The organism is Photobacterium sp. HL06 (genome assembly GCF_059552575.1).
The window spans coordinates 2,327,652-2,351,343 of sequence record NZ_CM183915.1 but is presented as its reverse complement, the minus strand read 5'-3'; the positions used below and the strand labels follow the sequence as shown (position 1 = coordinate 2,351,343).

General features: G+C 45.9%; 21 protein-coding genes and 2 pseudogenes. 14 read left to right on the top strand and 9 right to left on the bottom strand.

All coding sequences use genetic code 11. From position 1 onward, the window contains the following. Positions 1–25: 25 nt before the first annotated feature. Complete coding sequence (locus tag AC51G0_RS28510) at positions 26–1,099, bottom strand: permease (RefSeq protein WP_496302913.1); 1,074 nt, start codon at positions 1,097–1,099, stop codon at positions 26–28. Between the two features lie 137 nt (positions 1,100–1,236). Here AC51G0_RS28510 and AC51G0_RS28505 point away from each other — a divergent pair, with 137 nt between their 5' ends. Both AC51G0_RS28505 and AC51G0_RS28500 read left to right on the top strand, forming a co-directional pair. Continuing rightward, positions 1,237–2,019: a class II glutamine amidotransferase gene (locus AC51G0_RS28505; RefSeq protein WP_496302912.1), complete on the top strand. Its 783-nt coding sequence runs from the start codon at positions 1,237–1,239 to the stop codon at positions 2,017–2,019. A 26-nt stretch (positions 2,020–2,045) separates the two neighbouring features. Further along, complete coding sequence (locus AC51G0_RS28500; RefSeq protein WP_496302911.1) at positions 2,046–3,500, top strand: glutathione synthase; 1,455 nt, start codon at positions 2,046–2,048, stop codon at positions 3,498–3,500. Positions 3,501–3,778: 278 nt separating this feature from the next. Here AC51G0_RS28500 and pflB read toward each other — a convergent pair. Continuing rightward, positions 3,779–6,053 (bottom strand): annotated as a pseudogene (gene pflB, locus AC51G0_RS28495) (formate C-acetyltransferase). Positions 6,054–6,972: 919 nt separating this feature from the next. On the opposite strand from pflB, the gene AC51G0_RS28490 reads away from it, so the two are divergent. Beyond that, positions 6,973–7,467 (top strand): YcxB family protein, encoded by a 495-nt coding sequence (locus tag AC51G0_RS28490; RefSeq protein ID WP_496302910.1) that lies wholly within the window; start codon positions 6,973–6,975, stop codon positions 7,465–7,467. 366 nt (positions 7,468–7,833) lie between these two features. Here the strand turns inward: AC51G0_RS28490 and AC51G0_RS28485 are convergent, their stop codons facing one another. Further along, positions 7,834–8,664, bottom strand: coding sequence for a nuclear transport factor 2 family protein (locus AC51G0_RS28485; protein ID WP_496302909.1), 831 nt, complete (start codon positions 8,662–8,664; stop codon positions 7,834–7,836). A gap of 370 nt (positions 8,665–9,034) precedes the next feature. Here AC51G0_RS28485 and AC51G0_RS28480 point away from each other — a divergent pair, with 370 nt between their 5' ends. The 4 genes from AC51G0_RS28480 to AC51G0_RS28465 all read left to right on the top strand — a co-directional run bounded on the left by AC51G0_RS28480 (position 9,035) and on the right by AC51G0_RS28465 (position 11,788). After that, positions 9,035–9,361: a putative quinol monooxygenase gene (locus tag AC51G0_RS28480; protein WP_496302908.1), complete on the top strand. Its 327-nt coding sequence runs from the start codon at positions 9,035–9,037 to the stop codon at positions 9,359–9,361. A gap of 81 nt (positions 9,362–9,442) precedes the next feature. Continuing rightward, on the top strand, positions 9,443–9,979 hold the full coding sequence (locus tag AC51G0_RS28475) for a nuclear transport factor 2 family protein (RefSeq protein ID WP_496302907.1): 537 nt from the start codon (positions 9,443–9,445) through the stop codon (positions 9,977–9,979). Positions 9,980–10,133: 154 nt separating this feature from the next. Further along, positions 10,134–10,667 (top strand): peroxiredoxin-like family protein, encoded by a 534-nt coding sequence (locus AC51G0_RS28470; RefSeq protein WP_496302906.1) that lies wholly within the window; start codon positions 10,134–10,136, stop codon positions 10,665–10,667. A gap of 83 nt (positions 10,668–10,750) precedes the next feature. After that, positions 10,751–11,788, top strand: coding sequence for an alkene reductase (locus AC51G0_RS28465; RefSeq protein WP_496302905.1), 1,038 nt, complete (start codon positions 10,751–10,753; stop codon positions 11,786–11,788). A 188-nt stretch (positions 11,789–11,976) separates the two neighbouring features. Here AC51G0_RS28465 and AC51G0_RS28460 read toward each other — a convergent pair whose 3' ends face one another. Then, entirely contained in the window at positions 11,977–15,198 is a 3,222-nt protein-coding gene (locus tag AC51G0_RS28460; RefSeq protein ID WP_496302904.1) for an ImpA family metalloprotease, read from the bottom strand. Between the two features lie 236 nt (positions 15,199–15,434). Here AC51G0_RS28460 and AC51G0_RS28455 point away from each other — a divergent pair, with 236 nt between their 5' ends. After that, the gene (locus AC51G0_RS28455; RefSeq protein ID WP_496302903.1) at positions 15,435–16,064 is read left to right on the top strand and encodes a 3'-5' exonuclease; all 630 of its coding nucleotides are present in this window, start codon (positions 15,435–15,437) and stop codon (positions 16,062–16,064) included. 43 nt (positions 16,065–16,107) lie between these two features. Continuing rightward, complete coding sequence (locus AC51G0_RS28450) at positions 16,108–16,488, top strand: PH domain-containing protein (protein ID WP_496302902.1); 381 nt, start codon at positions 16,108–16,110, stop codon at positions 16,486–16,488. Between the two features lie 84 nt (positions 16,489–16,572). Here AC51G0_RS28450 and AC51G0_RS28445 read toward each other — a convergent pair whose 3' ends face one another. From AC51G0_RS28445 to AC51G0_RS28435, 3 genes are all read right to left on the bottom strand, one after another. After that, entirely contained in the window at positions 16,573–17,235 is a 663-nt protein-coding gene (locus AC51G0_RS28445; RefSeq protein WP_496302901.1) for an alpha/beta hydrolase, read from the bottom strand. Between the two features lie 153 nt (positions 17,236–17,388). Beyond that, entirely contained in the window at positions 17,389–17,850 is a 462-nt protein-coding gene (locus AC51G0_RS28440; protein ID WP_496302900.1) for an outer membrane lipoprotein, read from the bottom strand. A 79-nt stretch (positions 17,851–17,929) separates the two neighbouring features. Then, a complete protein-coding gene (locus tag AC51G0_RS28435) occupies positions 17,930–18,442 on the bottom strand; it encodes a GNAT family N-acetyltransferase (RefSeq protein WP_496302899.1) in 513 nt (170 codons plus the stop codon). Between the two features lie 235 nt (positions 18,443–18,677). Here AC51G0_RS28435 and AC51G0_RS28430 point away from each other — a divergent pair, with 235 nt between their 5' ends. From AC51G0_RS28430 to AC51G0_RS28415, 4 genes and pseudogenes are all read left to right on the top strand, one after another. After that, on the top strand, positions 18,678–19,247 hold the full coding sequence (locus AC51G0_RS28430) for a cytochrome b (RefSeq protein WP_496302898.1): 570 nt from the start codon (positions 18,678–18,680) through the stop codon (positions 19,245–19,247). Between the two features lie 125 nt (positions 19,248–19,372). After that, complete coding sequence (locus AC51G0_RS28425; protein ID WP_496302897.1) at positions 19,373–20,641, top strand: O-acetylhomoserine aminocarboxypropyltransferase/cysteine synthase family protein; 1,269 nt, start codon at positions 19,373–19,375, stop codon at positions 20,639–20,641. Between the two features lie 95 nt (positions 20,642–20,736). Beyond that, positions 20,737–20,823, top strand: a pseudogene (locus AC51G0_RS28420) (tautomerase family protein); the annotation flags it as partial. 48 nt (positions 20,824–20,871) lie between these two features. Further along, positions 20,872–21,924, top strand: a complete 1,053-nt coding sequence (locus AC51G0_RS28415; protein ID WP_496302896.1) for an endonuclease/exonuclease/phosphatase family protein — start codon at positions 20,872–20,874, stop codon at positions 21,922–21,924. On the opposite strand, the gene AC51G0_RS28410 is transcribed toward AC51G0_RS28415, so the two are convergent. Further along, on the bottom strand, positions 21,908–22,375 hold the full coding sequence (locus tag AC51G0_RS28410) for a hypothetical protein (protein WP_496302895.1): 468 nt from the start codon (positions 22,373–22,375) through the stop codon (positions 21,908–21,910). The two genes, AC51G0_RS28415 and AC51G0_RS28410, sit on opposite strands and share 17 nt — an antisense overlap. Positions 22,376–22,419: 44 nt before the next feature. Continuing rightward, positions 22,420–22,899 carry a c-type cytochrome gene (locus AC51G0_RS28405; protein WP_496302894.1) on the bottom strand — a complete coding sequence of 160 codons (480 nt, stop codon included), beginning with the start codon at positions 22,897–22,899 and terminating at the stop codon, positions 22,420–22,422. A 136-nt stretch (positions 22,900–23,035) separates the two neighbouring features. Here AC51G0_RS28405 and AC51G0_RS28400 point away from each other — a divergent pair, with 136 nt between their 5' ends. Further along, on the top strand, positions 23,036–23,650 hold the full coding sequence (locus AC51G0_RS28400) for a cytochrome b/b6 domain-containing protein (RefSeq protein WP_496302893.1): 615 nt from the start codon (positions 23,036–23,038) through the stop codon (positions 23,648–23,650). The last annotated feature ends 42 nt before the right edge of the window (positions 23,651–23,692 follow it).

Sequence of the window (23,692 nt, the reverse complement as noted above, 5' to 3'; positions counted from 1 at the left end):
CGGCCTTAGTGTTACTGGGGGAAAATTACCCAAAAATAAAGGAGTAAAGGTAACCGGCAGCAATTGCCATGCCCAGGATCACGGTTAGAAATGCCGCAATCATTTGATTTTTAAATATGGATTTCAACAAGATGACTTCGGTCAAGCTTGCTCCGGCGCTGCCGATAATCAGTGCCATAACTGAGCCCAGAGCCATCCCCTTGGTTACCAAAGCCGCACTTAGAGGAATAACGGCTGCCGCTCGGATGTATAGTGGAATTCCAATAACAGCGGCGATTGGAATAGCATACCAAGTCCCCTCGCCAGCATACTTAGCAATCAGCTCGGTTGGAATAAAGCCATAGATAAACGCCCCGATTGAGATCCCAAGCATCAAGTAAGGGAATACCTGCTTGAAGTCTTTCCAAGTAGAGCGCCAAATACGCATCCAACGATTGTCTTCCTTATTGATTGCAGGAGCACTATCGCAACAAGCTGTTGCAGGCGGAGTGCTGTCACAACAAGAGGTTGAAGCCGTTGCTATATTCGGTGTTGCTGTACAATACGATGCACCTACTGGCTCAGGTGTGGTGTCACAGCAAGAGGTTGCTACTTCAACTTTTTCTGTGCCACATGACGTACCACAACTTGAGCTTTCAGCTGCTTCGTACGCCTCTGGCTTAACGTACTTTTCAAACCTGAGTTTCTCCAATGCATAACCAGCAGTTACGGCTACTACCATGGCAACAAGGAAGTAGAACACAGCGACTTTAATACCGAAGGTCACGACAAACAGACCAATGATCACCGGGTTAAGCAGTGGGCTTGAGAATAAAAACACCATCATAGGTCCAAAACCGGCCCTGGCCCTTAACAACCCTTTTAGGAATGGAATGGTTGAACAAGAACAAAATGGTGTAATCGAACCCAGTAGTGCGGAAATAACATACCCCTTGCCATTACGCGAGCTGAGGATCGACTGGATTTTTTCTGGGGTTATAAAATCTTGCAGTACTCCCACTATGTAGCTGATCTCTAAGAAAAGAATGATTAACTCAGTCGCTAAGAAAGCGAACATATCTAGGGCCTCTTTGGCCATGGTGATGATTTCAGGACTCATATTAACGCCTTAATGATTCGTCATTTCTGGTTATGTCGAAATAATGGTTGAACCAGTTCTCGTGTCAACCTATAATTCTAGAAAGGTGGAAGTATTTAATTTCGTTGCTTGTGATCACATGAAATCAAGGGGGTACTATGTGTGAGTTACTCGGACTAAGTGCCAACACAACTACAACAATAGTCAGGAGTTTTTCTTCGCTAGCAGAACGAGGAGGGAACACGGGGCCTCACCGGGATGGTTGGGGGATCACTTTCTACGATGGTACAAAAGGATGTCGCACCTTTAAGGATACCAGCCCTTGCTGTTGTTCGGATGTATCTACTTTTATTCAGAGGCATCCTATATCTAGTCAACTGATAATAGCTCATATTCGTCAGGCGAATCGCGGCATAGTACGTATGGAGAACACACATCCGTTTACCCGTGAATTATGGGGGCGCTGCTGGACCTTTGCTCATAATGGCCAGCTTAGCAACTATGAGTCATTAGAGACGGGAGATTTCATTCCGTTAGGCCAAACTGACAGCGAACTGGCTTTCTGTTGGCTGCTAAACCAGATAAAACAGCAATTCTCAGTCCAGCCCGATTCAATGCTTAACGTATTTCGCTTTATTGCAGCTAAAGCTACTTTCCTCAATAAGCTGGGTATTTTCAACATGCTACTGACCGATGGAGAGTTTTTGATGGCTTTTTGCGGCAGCAAATTGGCCTGGACCACCCGAAGCTCTCCTTTTGGAGAAGTGCAATTTACTGAAGGTAAAGGAACGCACAATTTAGCGGAAATCTATCAAGAGATAGATGTAACGACATTAATCGCATCCCAACCATTAACGAATGAAAGTTGGCATCAACTTGAAGTTAACAACTATGCACTGTTTAAAAATGGTCGTTGTATTAGTTGCATGTTTGGCGGATAGGTTTTGTAATTTTAAAAGGATTCATCATGATTGAATTAACAACTAAGCGAGCTACTCAGGACGCCATTGAATGGGCATTAATGCAAGGTCTTGCTTTAAAGACAAAATCACACTCGGCAAGTCACGTGGCTTTTTGTTTTACTCCAGCTTCAATTGATAGAGAGCGTTTTGAGCACTTAAAAACAACCGTGCCTCTTCTTGGTAAATTGATTCATTATGTATCTGAAAGCCATCAATTTCTACGTGAAGCTATTAGTCCGGTTGCTTCTGGAGATGCGTTTTTTAATGCATTGTTAAGTATGCACCATCAGATCCATAAAGGTGCACACAAAGCCCCTCGGCTACCTCTTCTTATTATGCGTACCGATTTTATGGATGATGCTAAAAATGGCCCCAAACTTATTGAGTTTAATGGTATTGCGGCAGGTATGGGGCCATTTGGGCAACGAATTCACGAACTGCATCGTTATTTACGAGAACAGTGGCCTGATACTTATGCCACTTGGTCGAGCGCTACAGAAGAGGGGGAGCTTATCAGCAACCCTGCGATAGAGCGACTGTCGCAGAGTATTGCAGATGCGACGTTTCAAATTAAACAAGAATTTGGTGACGAAGGCCAAGCAGTATTTTTAATGCTTGTTCAAGCAAATGAGGACAATGTTTTTGATCAACATCTGCTTGAGCTCGCATTGCAGAAAAAAGGTATCAAAACGGTGAGACGGACGTTTCGCGAGTTATACGGTAAATTATCGACCGGCCGGGGTGACCGAATGATATTAGACGGTATCGGCACAATTGACTGTGTGTATTTACGTGCAGGCTATGAATATGATGACTATGCAGCCAGCGACATTACCAGTGGCTTATGTTGTGAAGCCCTAATGCAGGCCCGAGTTTTGATAGAAAAGCATCGTGTGGCAGTAAATGCGACTGTCAGTCAACAGCTTGCAACGAGTAAACGAGTACAGATGTTGCTTTCCTCCATGAGCGCAGCATCTCTTTTACAGTTTGGTTTGAAACTGGATGAGGCTCAATCTGTTAAAAACTTGTTGGGTGAAATGTTGCCTGTAAACAAAGATTCTGCGGGCTGGCTGAGTGAGCGTTCATCTTCAGACTGGGTACTAAAAAACCAAGGCGAAGGAGGGGGGCATTGCGTGTTCGGTGAAGATATTTTGCCGGCATTACAGAAGATAAGGGCTGAAGAATATGAGGCATGGTCGCTAATGCGCCGTTTGCATCCTGCTCCAAGAGTGAACCCTGCCTTATTAGTGAGAAAAGGAGAGCTTTCTATAGTGGATGATCTGATCAAGGAAATAGGAATGTTTACTGTACATATAGAAGGGAAACCAGCAGTTGAAGAAGAAGGCTATGCTGGGTATTTAATTCGGAGCAAGTCTTCTATCACCACCGAAGGTGGTGTTCATAGTGGGATGGGCGTCTTAGATTCACTGGTTTTTGAGACTGGAGTTTGCTCTATGTAAGTAACAAGGCTGCGCCTGTAGCACTTGGTGGGGGTTACACATAGGATTTGCAATCCCGGCGGGAATAAGACACTGAGAGTTCGTCAAGTCGGATGCATGAGCTTAGCGGGTGTATTTGGGGCATGTTCACAGGAAAACGCCCCAGGCTATCAAAGCCTAGGGCGATGAATATCAACGATATACTATTTGGTGAATCGCAATGCCACTCAATTTAAGTGAATGGTATTGTCACCCAAACGAAGTCTTTCATATCATTGCCGCCAATCCTTAACAGACTCTTATAGAAACTCAGTGAAAGTACGAGAAATAACGTCACGCTGTTGCTCTGGAGTCAGAGAGTTGAAACGCACAGCATAGCCCGATACGCGGATAGTCAGCTGTGGGTAGTTCTCTGGGTGCTTAACAGCGTCTTCCAGCGTTTCACGGTTAAGAACGTTAACGTTCAGATGCTGACCGCCTTCAATATCAGCCTTGTGGTGGAAGTAACCATCCATCAGGCTGGCAAGGTTAACTTTCTGAGTGTCAACATCTTTACCCAATGCATTTGGCACGATAGAGAAGGTGTAAGAGACGCCATCTTTCGCATCAGCAAACGGCAGTTTACTAACAGAAGCTAGAGAGGCTATCGCACCTTTCTCGTCACGACCGTGCATTGGGTTAGCACCTGGCGCGAATGGGGCGCCTGCCTGGCGACCGTCTGGCGTGGTTCCTGTCTTCTTACCGTATACCACGTTAGACGTGATAGTCAGGATAGACTGCGTTGGGATCGCATTGCGGTAAGTTTTCTGCTTACGGATCTTGCTCATGAAGGACTTAACCAGTTCACATGCGATGTCATCAACACGTGGGTCGTTGTTACCGAACTTTGGAAATTCCCCTTCGGTTTCGAAGTCGATTGCGATACCGTCTTTGTCACGCACAGGTTTAACCGTTGCGTACTTGATTGCTGATAGTGAGTCAGCGGCAACAGACAGACCTGCGATACCACATGCCATTGTACGACGAACATCACGGTCATGCAGAGCCATCAGAGACACTTCGTAGCTGTACTTGTCGTGCATGTAGTGGATGCTGTTCAGTGCAGTGACATACTGCTTAGCCAGCCAGCCCATAAGGCTGTCTAGGCTAGCCATAACTTTGTCATAGTCCAGTACTTCGTCCATCATTGGTTCAGACTTAGGACCAATCTGCAGTTTTAGCTTCTCATCAACACCACCATTGATTGCGTAAAGCATAGTTTTTGCGAGGTTCGCACGCGCACCGAAGAACTGCATGTGTTTACCAACAACCATTGGCGATACGCAGCAAGCGATCGCGTAGTCGTCAGAGTCGAAATCCAGACGCATCAAATCGTCGTTTTCGTACTGGAGAGAAGATGTATCAATAGATACCTTCACACAGAACATCTTGAAGCCTTTAGGTAGCTGCTCAGACCAAAGCACAGTGATGTTTGGCTCTGGAGAAGGTCCCATAGTGTACAGACTGTTTAGGAAACGGAAGTTACTACGAGTAACCAGGGTACGGCCGTCAAGACCCATACCACCTATAGATTCTGTTGCCCAAATGGGGTCGCCAGAGAATAGCTCATCATACTCAGGCGTGCGCAGGAAACGCACCATACGCAGCTTCATTACGAAGTGGTCGATCATTTCCTGAGCTTGTGCTTCTGTGATCTTACCGGCTGCGATATCACGCTTGATGTAGATATCCAGGAACGTAGATGTACGGCCCAGAGACATAGCGGCACCGTTTTGAGACTTAACAGCAGCCAGGTAACCGAAGTAAGTCCACTGGATTGCTTCTTGTGCAGTCGTTGCAGGACCAGAGATATCGAAGCCGTATTTAGCCGCCATCTCTCTGATCTGAGCAAGAGCACGGTGCTGCTCAGCGATTTCTTCGCGAAGCTGCATAGTCATTTGAAGGTCTTCGCCATTCTCGAACTTCTCTTGCAGAGAAGTGAACTGGGCAAACTTATCCTTCATCAGGAAGTCGATACCGTACAGGGCAACACGGCGGTAATCACCGATGATACGGCCACGGCCGTATGCATCTGGCAGGCCTGTCAGGACACCAGATTTACGGCATTTCATGATATCTGGGGTGTAGATATCGAAAACACCCTGGTTATGAGTTTTACGGTACTCGGAGTAGATTTTCGTAACTTGAGGATCCAGTTCACGATCGTAGGCCTTGCAAGAACTTTCAACCATGCGGATACCACCGTTGGGGATAATCGCACGTTTCAGAGGAGCGTCAGTTTGAAGGCCAACGATAGTCTCCAAATCTTTGTTAATGTAACTAGCATCGTGAGAGGTAATGGTAGAGATAACAGACGTATCGAAATCAACAGGGGCGTGAGTGCTGTTTTCCTGCTTGATGCCTTCCATAACCTGCGCCACAACTTGGCTGTTGCTGGAGTAGCCTCAGATTCCAGGAAAGACTCGTCGCCTTCATATGGGGTGTAGTTCTTCTGGATAAAGTCACGAACGTTTACCTCGTTCTGCCAGTCGCCATTGTCGAAACCTTCCATGCTTTAGCAAATAGCTCTGCCATTGTATACCTACCTATTTGTATCTATTAGAAAAGATATTGTCATATTGGTGATTGCAAATAAAGATATTGCTTGCAACCATCAATTTTCCCCCTCTCTTTATGTGCGACAAAAGAACTCAAATACTACCCGAGGTGATGTAAATCTAGCTTGATTATACCACCTATCAAAAATACTGCTTAAAGGCTGAGATACGAGGAATCATACTTACAGCCAGCATAGCGCTGATGTAAACGATGAGTCCCATGGGCCTGAGATTACAAAGTGCTCAACAACAGAGAGTGTCTAAGAAAACCGGAGCGATTCATTCCAGTAAAAACACACATGACCAGCCAGAAAATCCCCACGCTCGATTATTCCCGTTTGCGAGCGCTACAGTGTGAATTAAAATGTCGATAGGCGCGGCGTAGCACTTGGCGGTTTGAGATACCAGAGGTTATCCGAAGTACGATTTTAGGGTTCTGACTCTAAATCGAAATTGTCCAAAAATGAGTTGAATTGAAGTGACATAGATATGTGATCACCAAGCGATTCTGTCGTGTTCAGTATAGGAATCCACGTATTAGCAAAGTAGCTAATCAATTCAAATTAAGATGCGTACGTATACTCAGCTTCTTGTTGAGGGAGCCAGCCTTTAGCCTTTAATGTTTGCGCACCAGCTACCCTCAACCAGCTATCAGCTATCAGCTATCAGCTTTATATAGCATTACAGAGCGCCTAGGTTGTTAGCTGGCTGATGCATCATTTAATACCAATTTGGATAGCAAACTGGCTATGGTGAGAGTAGACCCTGTCGGTATTATTGATTTACAAAAGAGGATCAAAACAGCTAAAGAAAAGCACCGAGAAGCTATACAATACTCGAGTTGCGAGGTCGCAGCATGGGATACTCATTCACAGAAAACCTCAAAGTAGCCACATATGTCTAAAGATTTTGATTTCACCACAGAATACACCCTCGACAAGGCCTTTTTTGCAGAGTGTTATGATCAAACTAGTCGTCCTGCTGAATTTCCAAAAGCCTATTTAAAAGGAATACTTTTTCTTCTTTTTGGGGTGCTTTTAGTAAAATTTGAGCTACTACCCAGCGGTTACGTTGGTTGGTTCTTTATTGTTTTGAGTATTATTGAGGCGCTTAGTGTTTATTTTAAGAGAACCTGGTGGTTATGGCGACAAACACTCAGCATGAGCTCTGGTAGCAAAGTGGTATTTCATGTTGACTCTAACGGTGTGAGTTATAAAAGCGGTAAAAACACCCGTAACATCGCCTGGAGTGAAATCGACCAACTTCAACAAAGCGATTTAGGTTTTATCCTTCATATGGGTAAACAGCGCCAATATGTCAGTAAATCTTGCTTAAATGATGAAGTGGTCGCGTTCATGGTAGAGCAGCACGCAGTATCAAAAATGAACTAACGTCAATGCGCGCAAATATAGAGGTAATGAAACGAATACGGTTAGGTCTTTCATTTTGCTTTTGATTAGAATGGTTGAGCTTCTAGCTAGGGGTGCAGTAGCTGAGGTTATCCGAGTTCACTCTGTAATATGAAGTTCGGAACAAGGTTTTGTCCAGAACCGTGTTAACACCAAGGTAATTTGGTTGTCACAAAGGCAGTCACAAGAGTTGTTGACCGCGAGTTTGTTATGATTCTTTATTACTCCGTATGAAGCTTTTGTACTTAGTCCGTCAGTCTCCCCCGGTAATTACACTAGTACAGATTAGCAGCCCATTGGGCAAGCCTTTCCGGGCTGCTATTAAATAGTGTTACCGTATAGTGAACACTATTTCGTCAATGGAAAATTACAGCTACCTTTTCCTGGCATTGGATCCGGTTCAGAAGGCAAGCTCAAAAATTCATAGCTTGGGTCATTACGTCCAGTATCGCTACCATCGTGCCACTCGCCCGACTTACCATCTTGGTTTGTATCACGGGTTCCTTTGAATTTATCCATATAACCATCAGCAAACTTGCCGGAAGCGGGTACATTAGTAAACCAGTCAAATATTGTATGTCGACGTAAAACGCGCCACTCATCCCCGCGTTTTTCAAAATTAAATAGCATTCTGCCGTATAAGGTAACTTCGCGTGCTTTCTCCCCTTCGCCAACTAGGTGAAAGGCCCAGACGTAGCTTTCTGCATTGGCTGAATTTTCATCGATTAAATCGATAATAACATTGCTGACGCGATGCTGTGTCGCTCGTAAGGTAGCAAAGCCACCCATAGCCTGACACGGGAATTCATTATAAGTCGCAGGTGCTGGATTCTTCTTCGCATCGGAGAAAAATACTGGAAACTCTGGGTCTTGATGTTCTTCAATCGCCTCAGGCCAGTAGACAGATCGCATCAGGCCACGATCCATACGATCTAACGAACGCATCAGGTGGTTTATAACATCCCTGATCGCTTCTTTATCCAGCAAATCCTGAATTCGATTTTCAGTACTTCTCCGCCATTTTAGACTATCCACTTTTTCATCACTAAAGTTCCGTTCAAATCCGGAGCCATTTGCGGTTTCTCCGGCAAAGGCGTATTGAGTTGAAATAGCACTGACACCGAGCAGCATCAATCCGCACAAGTGGTGCAGGCTTGATTTTTTCCTTTGTACTTTCATTGGGTTATCCGTTATAGGTTTGTTTTTCGAACGACGCAATGATAGCAACATGAACTCTCTCCACATACTGCGCAAAAAGGCATACCAACAAGTCATATTTGGAATAATCGACAAAACGATAACCAGAATACTTCTTTATTTTTTGTGTTTAACGTACTTGAACAAATTCAAAACGATTGTGTATACAAAGGTGACTTTCTGCCCCGTCTGGAAAATACCCACACTGTAACTAGTTACCTACCCCCATTCAATTATTCCAAATACGCATACTTGGTAGTCATCTCAGCCCAGTTTTAACCCCTTTTATTAGCATCTATGATTCATCTCAAGCCATACGGCGAACTGACATACAGCACCAACCTGGAGAAAGATGATGTCAAAAGATCTTGTATTTACCGTCGAGTTCAACATCCAACCAGAATCACGCGAAGCGTTTCTGACAAGCCTGACCCAACTTGTTGAAGAGATGGCTAAGGAAGAGACATTTGTCTCCACCTACCTGCATCAGGATACCGAAGATCCGAATAAGTTCCTGATCTATGAGCGCTGGTCAGAGCCAAGCATGGAAGCCTTTATGGAAAACCAATTGCGTGGCAAGCGCTACCGCGACGATTACGAAGCACGCCTGCCAGGCTGGTCTGCAGCGCCGCGAAAAATCAGTGTGCTAGAGCCTATTGGCGAATGGGAAAACAAATAAGCCTCGATTTAATCACCACCGACTTGAATTAAATATTGGTTGCCCGCCCCGTTACCGGGCCGTCAGCCACAGGAGATAACCATGGATATGCAACAAAAATTGCAAGTACTGCTTGATAAGCAAGACATCACCGAAGTCATCTATCGTCACGCGCGCTCATTGGATCGCATGGACGGTGAGTTGATGAAATCGACCTACTGGGAAGATGCCATTGAAGAGCACCAAGATCCTATCTATCCGGACCTGTTCTTCTATAACGACAATGCCCACAAGTTTGTCGGCCCGGCTATGGAAGGGTTCAAGGCACTAAAAGTCACCCAGCACCGTATCAGCAACATCCTGATCAATGTAGATGGCGACGAGGCTACTGCCGAGAGCTATGTCTGGGCCTACCATGTGCATGAGGAAGAGGGTGTGGACAAGGAAGGCATTTTAGGTGGTCGTCATTTTTACAAGTTCGAACGCCGTAACGGTGTCTGGAAAATGGTCCACCGCCTGACAGCCTTCGACTGGAACCAAAACCAGGATGCGTCGTCTGTCTGGTCTCCAGACTTTGAACAAAAATACTTCGGTCAGCGCGATAAAACCGATGCCAGCTACGATTACATCAAAAACTAAACAAGCGTAATCGCCCATTAACCACTGCTAGTTTGGGCAGTAGCCAATAACGTGAAAACACCATTTGAATCCTGATGATTTTGATTACTGCCCACATTAACGACTGAAACAGTTCGCTATCGCTCAGACTGAGATAGCAACAGAGGACTCGACAATGGCTACCAATAAATTCAAGGCTGGCGATCTTTTCCCGGCAATCGAACTGCCGACCTTAGATGGCAACACAATCAATCTTGGCACACCACAAAATGGCGCAGACTGGCGGTTAGTGGTGATCTATCGGGGCAAGCACTGCCCGCTGTGTACCCGTTACCTGAATGAACTTGAAGCACTCAAGGACAAGTACCTACAAATCGGTGTCGATATTGCCGCCGTTTCAGCCGACAACAAAGCGCAGGCAAGTGCCCATATGGCCGATCTGTCAGTCAGCTTCCCGATCGCCTATGGCATGACCATCGAGCAGATGCAACAGTTGGGACTTTATATCTCCCACCCGCGCTCAGCCAAGGAAACCGATCACCCATTCGCCGAGCCCGGCCTGTTCGTCATTAACGACAAAGGCGAGGTGCAGGTTATCGATATATCCAACGGGCCTTTTGTCCGTCCTGAACTGAACGTCCTGCTCTCAGGGCTGACATTTATCCGCAACCCGGAAAACAACTATCCGATCCGTGGAACCTATGATTAAACAAATTGCTGCTAATGGAATTTATCCTGAGTTTACAGGTAACAGTTGAAAACTCAGGCCACCTAAATATAAGAGAAGACGGTATGAACAAAGACATTCTGTTTAACACTATCGGCCTTAGTGGTGATCTTAACCTCAGCAACCGCATAGTCATGGCTCCGATGACCCGCTCGATGGCCAGCGAAGAATTGGTACCGACCGATGCGATGGCAGAGTATTACAGCCGCCGTGCCGACATCGGCTTGATCATTGCCGAGGCGACAATCATTTCACCGATGGCACAGGGCTACCCCAATACCCCGGGGCTGTATAATCAGGCCCAGGTAGAGGGCTGGAAGAAAGTCACCGACAAAGTTCACCAGAACGGCGGTAAAATTTTTGCCCAGATCTGGCACTGCGGCCGGGTTTCTCATCCCTTCTATCTCGAGGGAGAAAAACCTATGGCCCCTTCGGCGGTTGCCCTGGATGGCCGTGTACCCCGCGGCAATGGCCTGCAATACGGTATGCCGCGTGAAATCACCGAAACTGAAATTTTCGAGGTAATTCAGGAATTCGCCCAGGCGGCAGCAAACGCTCGCAAGGCAGGTTTTGACGGGGTGGAGCTTCACGGTGCCAACGGCTACCTACTGGATCAGTTCCTGCACTTGGAAACCAATCGACGCACTGACGCATGGGGCGGAAGCCCAGAAAAAATGGCTCGCTTCTTGTTCGAAGTCATCGATGCGGTTAAGCAAGAAATCGACCATGTCGCCGTGCGCCTGTCCCCGGTGGGACACCAGCATCTGGAGCTCAACGAAGATGATAAGGCAATATCAGACTACGTACTGCAACAATTAAACCAGTACGATCTGACCTATATCCATACCGGATCGCATAATGACATACCTTTCGAATATGTTGGTGGCACAGTGACTCAATATATCCGCAGTCTCTATAAAGGCACGGTGATCGCATGCGGCGGTTATAGTACCGAAAGCGCCCGTGAAGCACTGCATCGCGGAGACGCCGATCTGATCGCCATCGGCCGTCCTCTGATCGCCAACCCGGATTACGTAGAGAAGGTGCGTACCAATCAGCCGCTCACCTCGTATAACGTTGAAATGCTGAATGAGCTTGTATAGGGAGCCAATGAGAAATAATGCCCCCCTCACCTCAAGGGAAGTAAAGGCATAGGTGCCGCAATCGTCGAGTACCTGGCTCATGATAGCCTGAATGGGAACCGGTCTATGTAAACCGGGGGTTTACCCATGATTAATTAATAATAAAGCGGCACCTTTTAGGTAACCGCTTTATGTAGAAAAGACGCGTGTTATAACGAACAACCTTGTGGGGATGAATTATCCCGCGGCCACAAGGTTGTACCGTCACTGAGTGATAGCGTAAGAAAATCCAGCCCCGTGCTCATAGTGGCAGGTGGTAAATCTGTCTCCAACACATACATACCCGTTGCAACAGCCCCTCCTTTTGCATTGGCACTCACCTGGCTAGCCGCCAAACTCGAATAGCGCAACCCAAACATATCGAAATATGGACGCCAATCCTGGTTGGTGATTGTACTTAGCGATACCAGCATGAAGTCATTCCCAGGGATTGAGCGGATATTGCTGCCGCCATATGTCGCATTGCCACTGTATGGGAACAAACTAAACCCAAGTCTCTCCCGATTGTTCAGCCAATCGGTTTCATTCGCCGCATAGTGACCAAAAGTACGGCTATGCAAATACAGTAAAGTGAAGAGGTTGAATCCATTCTCAAGCTTATCCCCGCTGGCCATCGTTTGTTGATCGGCTCGCAGTGCCATCTGAATATAAAATGCCATGCGATAGCCATTGTGAACCGCGTAGGCATTGCTCTTCCAAGGTGCAACAAAGCGATCCGTCCCCTCATCCAGCACTTTGCAATTGCTACCTACAACAACCCGATCACCCGAAGTATCTTTCACTTGCGCGGCATCTGACATGAAGACATAGAACAAGTCTTTCTGGTTCATATGCCCATCAGTAATTGAGGTGGTATTGCCATCTCGCAGATAGTGGGATTTCCATTTCACATAATACGGGAAGAGATTATTCGAATTCTCCCCCGCCCGTGAGCTGTACTTGCCCCAGTCATCGATATTGGCCGCTTCGACATACTGAACATTCAGCCTATTCGTTTGCAGGTTATGCCCTAGCTCGTGGTTATCCCCCCAACCTGTTGGAGAAATATTCCAGGCGGCATCCCACGGGTTGCCGCTACAACCACTGCCACATTGAGCATTTTGATCGTAGTTTGCATGCTGAATAATGGTTCGAGTATGCAATGCTTCGTTGAAACAATCTGCTTTACCAAACAGATTGCTACAAACCGCTTTCACATCATCAGGCAGAGACTCTTCCAGTGTTTTGCCCTGAACCTTATAGCCCGCCAAGGTATAGACACTGTTGATATGATCGTCTTCAATCGACTTAAGCAAAGCATTGACAGTGGGTATTTCACTACCGATGGCATTGAGAAAACGATCCCGGCGCAAGTGCTGCTCAGCGCCATCGGTACGTAAATCGACATGGGGCAATTGTGTATTTTCAATTGTATGGTTAAATCGGCTGACCTCATTGGGATCACTAAAATCCATGATCGCAGGATGTTTGGCAACACCAGCCACAGTCAGTGTAGTCTCAACCGGCGTCGAGCTGCCCTTGAGGTACGCATAAATAGGTCCGCCATATGGCGTCGAGAAAGTAACCGTTTCCCCCGCAGCCACCTCGATACGCTGCTGGGCTAGCTCAAGCGGGCCTCGATATACCTTTGTCTGATAGGCTCTATTGGTATTGCTTCGATGATAGTTGAGCTTTATCACAAGCGTAGCATCACTGCTATCTGTTCGAGTTACCGTAACAGTTTCACCAGGCAACGCATACCAGCCTGTTGTTGTCCATTGGCCAGAATAGGGAACGCGAATACGTTGGCTCTCTGTTACCGTCTCTGGATAGGCATAGTGGGCATTGCTCCCCTTCACCACATTCGATTTATCAACAACATACTCTCCTAAATCAGCTTGTGCCTGATTGTTTTCACGGGCGTAGCTGACAACCCAATCCGCAAACATGGCTTGCTGCCAGGCCGAGGCGTCATTTTGCTCTATCGGATAATCAATTTCTAAACGGTATTTATCTGCCAGTAACAAGCCAGATCGTATCAACGGATAATATTCAGTCTCGAATGCTTTGATATTATAACTATCCAGCGCTATCGCCGCGTTACGATACCAATCCGCTGCATTTTTATATGCCGACTGAAAAGCAGCATCTGAGCAATAGATGAAGTTCTTATTACACTGTTCCAACGAAGTAATATCAAACTGGCCCGCATCAAGGCGAGCGAGCAGCTGCCCGACTTGTTGCAGGGCTGGATCCGCGACTTTCAAATCATCGACAGCCAGGTTGTCTGTATGATGTTCATTCCAGTAGTTCCCATTACCCTGTAACCCCATATAACGATACACAGGCGCTGCAATCGGGCTGGCTTCTCGCCAATAATTCATAACTAGCAAAGGGATCTGCAATGACTTTGCTTTCTCGATGGCTGCACTTACCCCATCATAGCCTCGGCTATCACGGTCAATGTCACTTAATACAATGAGATCCGGTTGTTGCTCATCGATACAGCTCGATAACGCTTCATAGTCACAAGTATTTGCTGCGTTGATGGTATGTTGGTTTGGGTAATGGCTGTTTAACCACTTTCTGATGTTCTCATTATGAGGGAAATACCAGCTGTCAGCGTTGCTCGATACATGCGAGGTAACAATCGACAATTGGTTATCCGGCTCATTATTGTTGCTTAGCCAATTGAGCAAGTTTTCCAGCAATTGATCTGTTTGAGCTGAAGTATCCACCGAGAACATATTGGCGCTCATTGCCGCATAGCGATGTTGACCTTGCTGGCCTGCATAGACTAAGCCTTCTGAGGAAGGTGAACCGTCATCATCCTGTGTCGAACGCAATACCAGAAAGGTGTTTTCAGGCATAAAGGACGAAAACGTAATACTGTCATGACTTGGGTGCCACGATATCGTCGAGCCTACTCCCTGATATAAAGTATCAATCAAGGCACTGCGCTGAGACTCAGCCTCTCCAATGACGTCTTGGCTATACTGAATCAACTCACGGGCCGAGGCCAGCGTGCTGTCCTCATTTTTCACCGCCGCTTGCGCATGGGTAATAAAAGAGACGCTAACTTCACAATCACTGGTTATTGCCCCTGTCGTATATAACTGGCCATCAAGTGAACCGTTACATCCGGTGACAGATTGAATCGTAAAGCCGTCTTCTGGCTGCACGTTAAATATATAAGTTTGCCCTTTAACCACAGACTGTCTATGCGGGGTGATCATTCCTCCAGCCGAGCCTTTGGACATCACTTTATGCATAGCTGCCTGAGTTGGCTTCGCTATTTTATCACCACTATTATTTTCGCCACCACACGCAACCAGCAAGCAGACACTTCCTAAAGCCGCTATTTGCTGACAAGACTTACCTGGCCTCATCATATACCTCATTTGTTATTGTTATATTCTGTATGCAAATACATGTATTAACACAGCTAAATACCGTAGATGGTAGCGGGTGTCAAAGCGTTTGTATGCTTTCCGGATCGTAGTTATCAAAACAACGCTATTCATAAGTGATGAATATACCCATATGACAAAAATGGATAAGTTGGCTTACTGTTGGCACACAGTTACAATAACGGCATCCTAACCGTCCTTTAAACAGGTTTAATTTCGTGACAACCTCTCAGGCAGCCAATACCGTAATCGTCCTCGACTTCGAAACAACAGGTCTTTCACCGAACATGGGTGATCGCGCCATTGAGATCGGTGCCGTTAAAATTGACAACGGCATTGTTGTTGATCGCTTCCAGCAACTAATGAACCCGGGGTTCCGAGTGAGTAGCTTTATCGCAGGATATACCGGGATCACCAATGAAATGCTGAAAACGGCTCCGGGCTGTGATGAAGTTATGGACCAATTTGCCGATTTTATTGCCGGGCATAACCTTGTCGCTCACAACGCTTCGTTTGATCAGCGTTTTCTCGATGCGGAACTGGAAAATATCGGCCGTGATTACCAGGGACAATTTGCCTGCTCAATGCTGATTGCCCGTCGCCTATACCAACACGCTCCTAATCACAAACTAGGTACCTTGGTTGAATATAAAGATATCGACAATGACGGTGTCTTCCACCGAGCCTTGGCTGACTCCGAAATGACCGCCAGGCTATGGCTATTGATGCTGGAAGAGTTGAAATCGGATTATCAGCTCACAATGCCAGACTTCTCGGTTATGCAAAAATTATCACGTACCGCCAAAGCCTCGGTTCCTGCTTACTTGAGAAAGCAAGCCAGCCGATAGCTTCACCTATAATTCACGTTCATTTAATAGATAAGGAATAACGATGGGACTGTTCGACGCATTATTAGGCAATGCCGGTGAAATGAGCACCGATGAAGCCAATGAAGAGCTCGCTACAATACTTGGACCAGACGAGCAAATAGAACTAGCCTACAAGCTCATTCGAGACATGATTATTCTGACAGATCGCCGCTTGATATTAATTGATAAGCAAGGCGTTACCGGCAAAAAAGTGGAATACCGTTCCGTACCTTACAAATCTATCACTATGTACACCGTAGAAACTACGGGTCACTTTGATTTAGATGCCGAACTTAAACTGTGGATCTCCGGCCAATCTGATCCCCTTGCCATGGAGTTTAATGGCAAGACCAATGTCTACACCATGCAAGGGCTACTGGCAGCAAAGATTGCTGGAAAATAATCACCGAGTGCCACCACCTCTTTCCTGTAAAAAGCCACGTACACAAACGTGGCTTTCTATTTTCTGGCCCCACTGTAAGCACGCTTACAGTTTTAGCACTTGTTTCAACCAAACCGATATATCCTGGATCTGCGGCATACAAACCTGATGTTCCATCGGATAAGTCCGCCAGTTAGGATTCAAGCCCGCTGAAACCAAATCACTAACAGCATCTTCCCCCATCGTTGGTAATACCACGGGATCGTAACTGCCATGCATCACTTCTAACGGTATCGAACGGTTCGCTTCACTGATATCGATAATATTTGCTGTCGGGAAATAGGTTGAAAGGGCAAGCAGCCCCGCTAGCTTTTTCGGGAAACTGAGCGCGGCATGATAAGCCACAGCGCCGCCCTGTGAAAAACCAGCAATAATAATTCGCTCACTGGTAATGCCACGTGCAATTTCTCGTTCAATCAAATCTGTGACTTGTTTAGCCGAATCAAGAAGCTGATCCGTGTTAAGCCGACGACCCGCTCCCATCTCTAGAATGTCATACCAGGCAGGCATCACAACGCCACCATTGATCGTAACGGGAAGTGAAGGTGAGTGCGGGAAAATAAATCGAACCGGCGCATCCTGCGGCAATTTCAGCTCTGGTAGAATAGCTTCAAAATCATGGCCATTAGAGCCTAAGCCATGCAGCCAAATCACGGCAGCTGTTGGTTGAACATTCGGTTCTACTTCAACACAGGATAAATAAGTCATGTTTGGTATTTCTGCTAGTTAGGGGCTATTACCATACACTGAATACAAACAAGTTGGCCACCTTCATCTCAAGGTGCAGCTCACTAAAAAGCCACGGCTTAAACAAGCAATGGCTTTTAGACACCGAACAATTTAGGAAAAAAATGTTGCAAGCTACTCAGGAACGACCCTTGCTGTATTACCGTCTATATTTACCCTAACTCTTTGCCCAACCCGAAAGATCATACTTGGGTTGACTTCCTGTACGATAGCAATGGTTTCTCCACTGTCCATTTTAATCGTCAGATTCACACCATCTCGCCTTGTGACGCCTTCTGCCGCTTTACTACCGGCGACACCACCAAGTACACCACCACCGATTGCAGCGATATCAGAACCAGATCCTCCACCGATTTTTGAGCCAAGAATACCACCAACAGCGGCACCTGCAAGGGCACCAACAACCTGTCCTTCACCTTCAATACTCACCGGTTCGGTCTTCATGATTGTGCCATAGCGCACCTGCTGAACTGTCCGCGTATCGGCAACACCGTATGAATCGCCATAAGGGTTGTTAGAACACCCCGTAAATCCGAATATCGAAAGCAACAGCACAACAGAATAGAAAATTTTCACATCATCTCCTATACGACATAAACGTCAATTCACATTTCGATGCCCTAAGTATAGCAAGCTGACTCCTTACACCTCTGTCTCACAAATTAAGTCGGTAGTATCGATAAGGCCCATAATCATCTTCTTCTGTTTTAACAAACACAAAACCCAATTTTTCTAAGATTTTCTGAGAGGCATAGTGGCCAACATTCACAGTCGCGATCACGTTCGTAGGTTCGAGGTTTTTCAATGCCAATGGTAGAAATTCCTCCAACACCTCAGAGGCGATTCCCTTTCCCCAATAAGCAGGATTAAAGATAAAACCAAGTTCTAAATTCAGCCCTGCAACATGACCATCTTCATCCTCTATCAGGAATACATGACCGATAAAACACTGTGTTTGCTTATCGATAACAGCTAGGCATTGCCAGGGCGAGTGAGATGACAAGTTCAGAATAGTGTTAAACAACGTGTTGGCACTTCCCTGGTTATGCGGACCATTCATTTCACTGCGAGCGACCGGATCGCAATTCAGTTTTACAAAGTAATCCCTAAAAGCCTCGATGTATTGGCACAAGTTAGTCCGTTTAGTCTCCGCCAGTATTCCCTTCAATTCACTCTCCCTCAAAAACAGAGCACGCCATAGTTAGTCGTCATTAGTCTATAAACTTCCGTTCATCTCGTTCAATGCTCACTCCCAATTAAATCTCATATGGAAATTATCTATCCATATTTAGCTAATTAATCACCAGACAAGAATAATGTAACTTAGACGTCAAGTTAGCAATTCATCGCTGCGCCATAACGACACCATTTTCAAACAGCGATGTTTACCAAAGGATCAAGCAATGAACCAAATTACGTCGGTGAAAAAGTTTTCACTTTCCATGCGCCTGTTGCACTGGAGCATGGCCCTATTAATTATTGGACTGATGGCACTCGGGCTTTACATGGCAAGTATCCCATTAGAGTCCCCTGATAAATTTGCACTTTACCACTGGCACCGGGCTTTTGGGGTACTAGCCTTTATACTTGTTCTTATCCGTCTATGGGTAAGGGCCCGCAATCAAATACCAGAGATGCCATCAACCCTACCGTGGTATGAACATCTGGCGGCGAAAGCTGCACAGTTCATTCTTTACGGTTTCATGCTCAGTATTCCGGTCGTCGGTTACGTTGCCTCTTCGGCCGTACCGGACTTTCCTGGCGTACCACCACTTAACTCTATTTGGTTTTTTGGTATTGAGCTGCCACTGTTCCCGATTGAAAAAGACTACAATACGACAAAGTTTCTGATCACCATTCATAAGTATTTAGCCTATGGCATGATTGCCGTGCTTTGCGCCCATATAGCAGGAGCATTAAAACACCGATTTTTTGACCAACCAGAAAATGATGCGCTATCAAAAATGATATAAGAAGCATATTTGATTGATAGGTAAAATGCTGAAACACCGCTAGTTTTTCATTTCTTCCTTTGACATACTGGCTAGTGATAACAATACCAATGGGTATTTCCGCTAGTTTCTATCAAGGAAGAATAATGAAAGACGAAACGCTATCGATACACTACGGCTATGAAACAGATCCGACAACCAAATCTGTCGCGACACCTATTTATCAGACTGTCGCCTATGAGTTTGATAACGCCCAGCACGGTGCGGATCTGTTTAACCTTGAAGTTCCGGGTAATATTTATACCCGTATTATGAATCCGACCAACGATGTATTAGAAAAACGCATGGCGGCATTGGAAGGTGGTATTGCAGGCCTTGTTGTCAGCGCGGGAAGTGCTGCCATCAACTATGCCATCCAGACCCTGGCAGAAGCCGGTGATAACATCATTTCTACGCCTCAGCTGTATGGTGGTACCTATACCCTGTTTGCCCACATGCTACCGAAGCAAGGCATCGAAGTGCGCTTTGCCAAAGATGATAGCCCTGAAAGCCTTGCGGCGCTTATCGATGACAAAACCAAAGCGGTTTACTGTGAAAGCATTGGTAACCCGGCGGGAAATATCGTTGATATCGAACGCATTGCAGATCTGGCGCACGCCCAGGGAGTTCCAGTTATTGTCGATAACACAGTCGCAACCCCTGTGTTATGTAAGCCAATCGAGTTCGGAGCCGATATTGTTGTCCACTCCCTTACCAAATATGTTGGCGGGCACGGAACAACACTCGGTGGTGTTATCGTAGATTCAGGTAAGTTCCCGTGGGCACAGTATAAAGATCGCTTCCCGGTGTTTAATCAGCCTGAGCCGTCTTACCATGGTGTGGTGTATACCGAAGCATTTGGTGAAGCAGCCTTTATCGGCCGTGCACGTACCGTTCCCCTCCGTAATACTGGCGCGGCATTATCACCAATGAACGCATTCATGCTGATGCAAGGACTCGAAACCTTGCCTCTTCGGATGGAGCGACACACTGAAAATGCGCTTAAAGTTGCAGAATTTCTGAAAAACCATAGCCAGGTAAGCTGGGTTAGCTACGCAGGTTTATCCGACTCCCCTTATTATCCACTGGCAGAAAAATACATGGCAGGTAAACCATCAGCCATCTTATCCTTTGGTTTAAAAGACGGTTATGAGGCCGGTGTCCGCTTCTATGACAGCCTGCAAATATTCAAGCGTTTGGTGAATATTGGTGATGCCAAGTCATTAGCTTGCCACCCGGCATCAACGACACACCGCCAGTTAAGCGAAGAAGAGCAGCGTCAAGCAGGTGTAAGCCCTGAAATGATCCGGCTGTCAGTAGGTATCGAGCATATTGATGATATCTTGGCCGATCTTGAGCAAGCGTTAAGCGCTTAATACCCCAATCAGGTTAGCTATAGAAGTAAATCATACTGTGGCAGTTACCATTGAGTAACTGCCGCATATTTTCGTCTATCACATTATTATGCGTAATCAACAAACAACCCGCTCATTGTTGGGGCTTCAGGGGTATTACAGGCGATGAAGTGACAGATCTCAAGTACAACGTAAACGTATAACAAGCCTGTTATAATCATCCTGTTCACAGCAAACAGAGATGTCGAATTTTGCCGCAAGAAACCAGTACAACAGTCAAACACACTGACACGGTTAAAGTTGCCACCTTCAACTTATGCAACTACCTTGAGCCACCTTATGCGTTTTATGATTTTGAAAACATCTACAGCGCAGAACAATGGCAAAAAAAACAGAGCTGGATCAGTGACTACCTGGCAGAGCATCAACCTGACGTGATCGGTTTTCAGGAGGTGTTTAGTCCTGAATCTCTCCAGCAGCTAGTTAAATCACAGGGCTACCCCTACTTTGCGGTGATTGATGAGGCAACAGTGATAGACGGCTATATCTACCAAAGCCCGGTAGTCGCTATTGCTTCCCGTTACCCGATTAAATCAGCATCACCAGTTCACGCCAATCCAGAGTTAGCAAAAGCAATGGGGCTTCGCGAGGAGTTCCAATTTAGCCGCCAGCCCCTGTTAGCAATAGTCGATATTCCCCATTTCGGCCTGTGTGATTGTTATGTTGTACATTTCAAATCAAAACGCCCAACCATTGATGACACAGACGATAATGAAGAGTGCGTCATCAAAGCGCTCACTGCTGAGATTTCTGGAAGCTGGGCCTCTTCGATACAACGCGGATCTGAAGCTGCACTGCTACTGACCGCTATCATCGAGCGCAGGTCGCAGTCAGGAAACCCGATAATACTTATGGGAGACTTCAACGACAATTTGCAAGATGGTGTATTGCAACACCTGCTAACCAAAGCCGTTCGAGGGCGTTCTCAAGCAGCCATTGACCATCTGCTAATACCCTATCGGCTTAAAGACAGCTGGGCTTTGTTTCAAGCAGCTAAAACATGCCAAGAAGACAGCGATATTCCCCCTCAACAACGCCCTTATAGCCATTACTTCGGAAGCAAAGGCTCTGTTCTGGATTACATTCTATTGTCTTGTGAGTTTGATACTGAATACCAAGAAAGTCTGGCAGAAGTTAGTGACTATCATACGTACGATCGGCACCTGATTAATCCCATTTTCAAACGGGATAGCCAAAGTACCGATCACGCCATCATTATGATAAGTCTTACATTGCGCTCTTAGCTGCTTGTGCTTGCTTTTTACCTAAGCGAATACCATCTCGGATATTCAATCCCATCAACACTGCATTAGTAAAGCCTGCAATCAGCTCGACTATTTGAACCGCCCAGTAAACCTGATCGAACTGGCCACTAGCCGACCACAATGCAAGAAAATACGCAGCAGGAAGCAAGACAATGACACCATTTGCAGCTGCAATTTTCATCCGCTTTTCCTTTACGGCAAATACACCTGCAGGTTTGGCCCGATAGATCTTCTTCGCAGTAATACCTGTTGTCATCATCGCAAGTATCAATAAAAACACACAGGCAAAAATACCTTGTTTAACCTGAGTAATGACTTCAAGGTCCCCCCAAAGGTCTGCAATAACACTGCTAGTGAAAAAAGTCACAATTAGCAAAAAAGCACAAACTGCGGCATATTTGTGTAGGTTTTTTAGAGTGTTAATTTTCATATCTGCTGTCCTGGTTTCTGGTGCGGAATTGACTTGGCTAATGCTTACCAAAGTGAACGATATTTGCGGTGGCATGAGCTACAGCTATCTTCAGCCCGTTCCAACCCTTGCTGGGCCGTTGCAAGCTGTTCCTTCTCAGCCGCTTGGTATAACTGGGTAAATCCCTGATTCATTTGGCCTAGCATCCCTTCAAATTTATTCCAGTCATCCCAGATACGTTCTTTTGCCCTGCTATCATCACTGCTTCCATGCGGAAACAACTCAAACATTTGCTCAGAGATCTGCTGATTGTCATTGGCTAGTTGTTTAACACGCAACCAATCTACATTCGCCTCCTCCAATTCATCCTCTAGTAGCTCAATATTCTTGTCGATCAATTCAAAGCCTTGCTGGCGCTGTTCAACGACATTTTGCGACTCTTTTGCGACAGCACCTGTGCTAGCAATAAGGGAAATTGCAACCAATGAGCTTGTTGCCAGGTACGCTAGTCCACCGTTTAAGTAAATTGTTTTTAGTTTTTTCATTATGACTTTCTCCTATTGGTTTATGCCTATGGGGTAACTTTCCCTCATCGTTCCCACTTAATTTACACTGCAATTATTGCGTACGCAACAATTGCAGTGTAAATTATCAGCAACAAAAAACGATTGGAGCAAAATCATGAAAGTTTGGGATCTTCCCACCCGCCTCTACCACTGGCTGCAAGCCGCATTGTGTTTTGTTTTATTAAGTTCTGGCTTTACCGGTAATGGCCCACATGAATTACTCGGTTCAGGTTTGATGATTCTGATTATCTGGCGCATAGGCTGGGGGTTCATCGGCAGTGAAACCAGTCGCTTTTCACATTTCGTAAAATCACCGAAAACGGTGTGGCGCTATTTTCGGGCTAGGCATTCCCATCAGGTTGGTCATAATCCTGCTGGTGGCTGGATGGTACTGGCGTTACTCACCCTGCTGTCATTGCAGTGTCTCTCTGGAATGGTGCTTGCTGGTATTTTTGATGACATCATTTCATCCAACAGTGTGTTTTCAGACACACAGATCATAGGTGTATTCCATGCTGTATCAGCCAGGCTTCTAGTCTTATTGATCGGTGTCCATCTATTAGCGATTGTTGGCTATAAGATAGTCAGAAAGCCTCTAGTCAAAGCCATGCTTACCGGTTACCAGGAACAGTTAACCCACAATCATGGTATCCAGTTTGCCCCGGGGTACATGGCTGTTGTGGTGCTGGCTTTCTCTTTCGGGATCATGTTTTTCCTTATACCAATGTAAGGATTAACAAAGTGAGAAGTACATATGCATTGAAAATGCGTA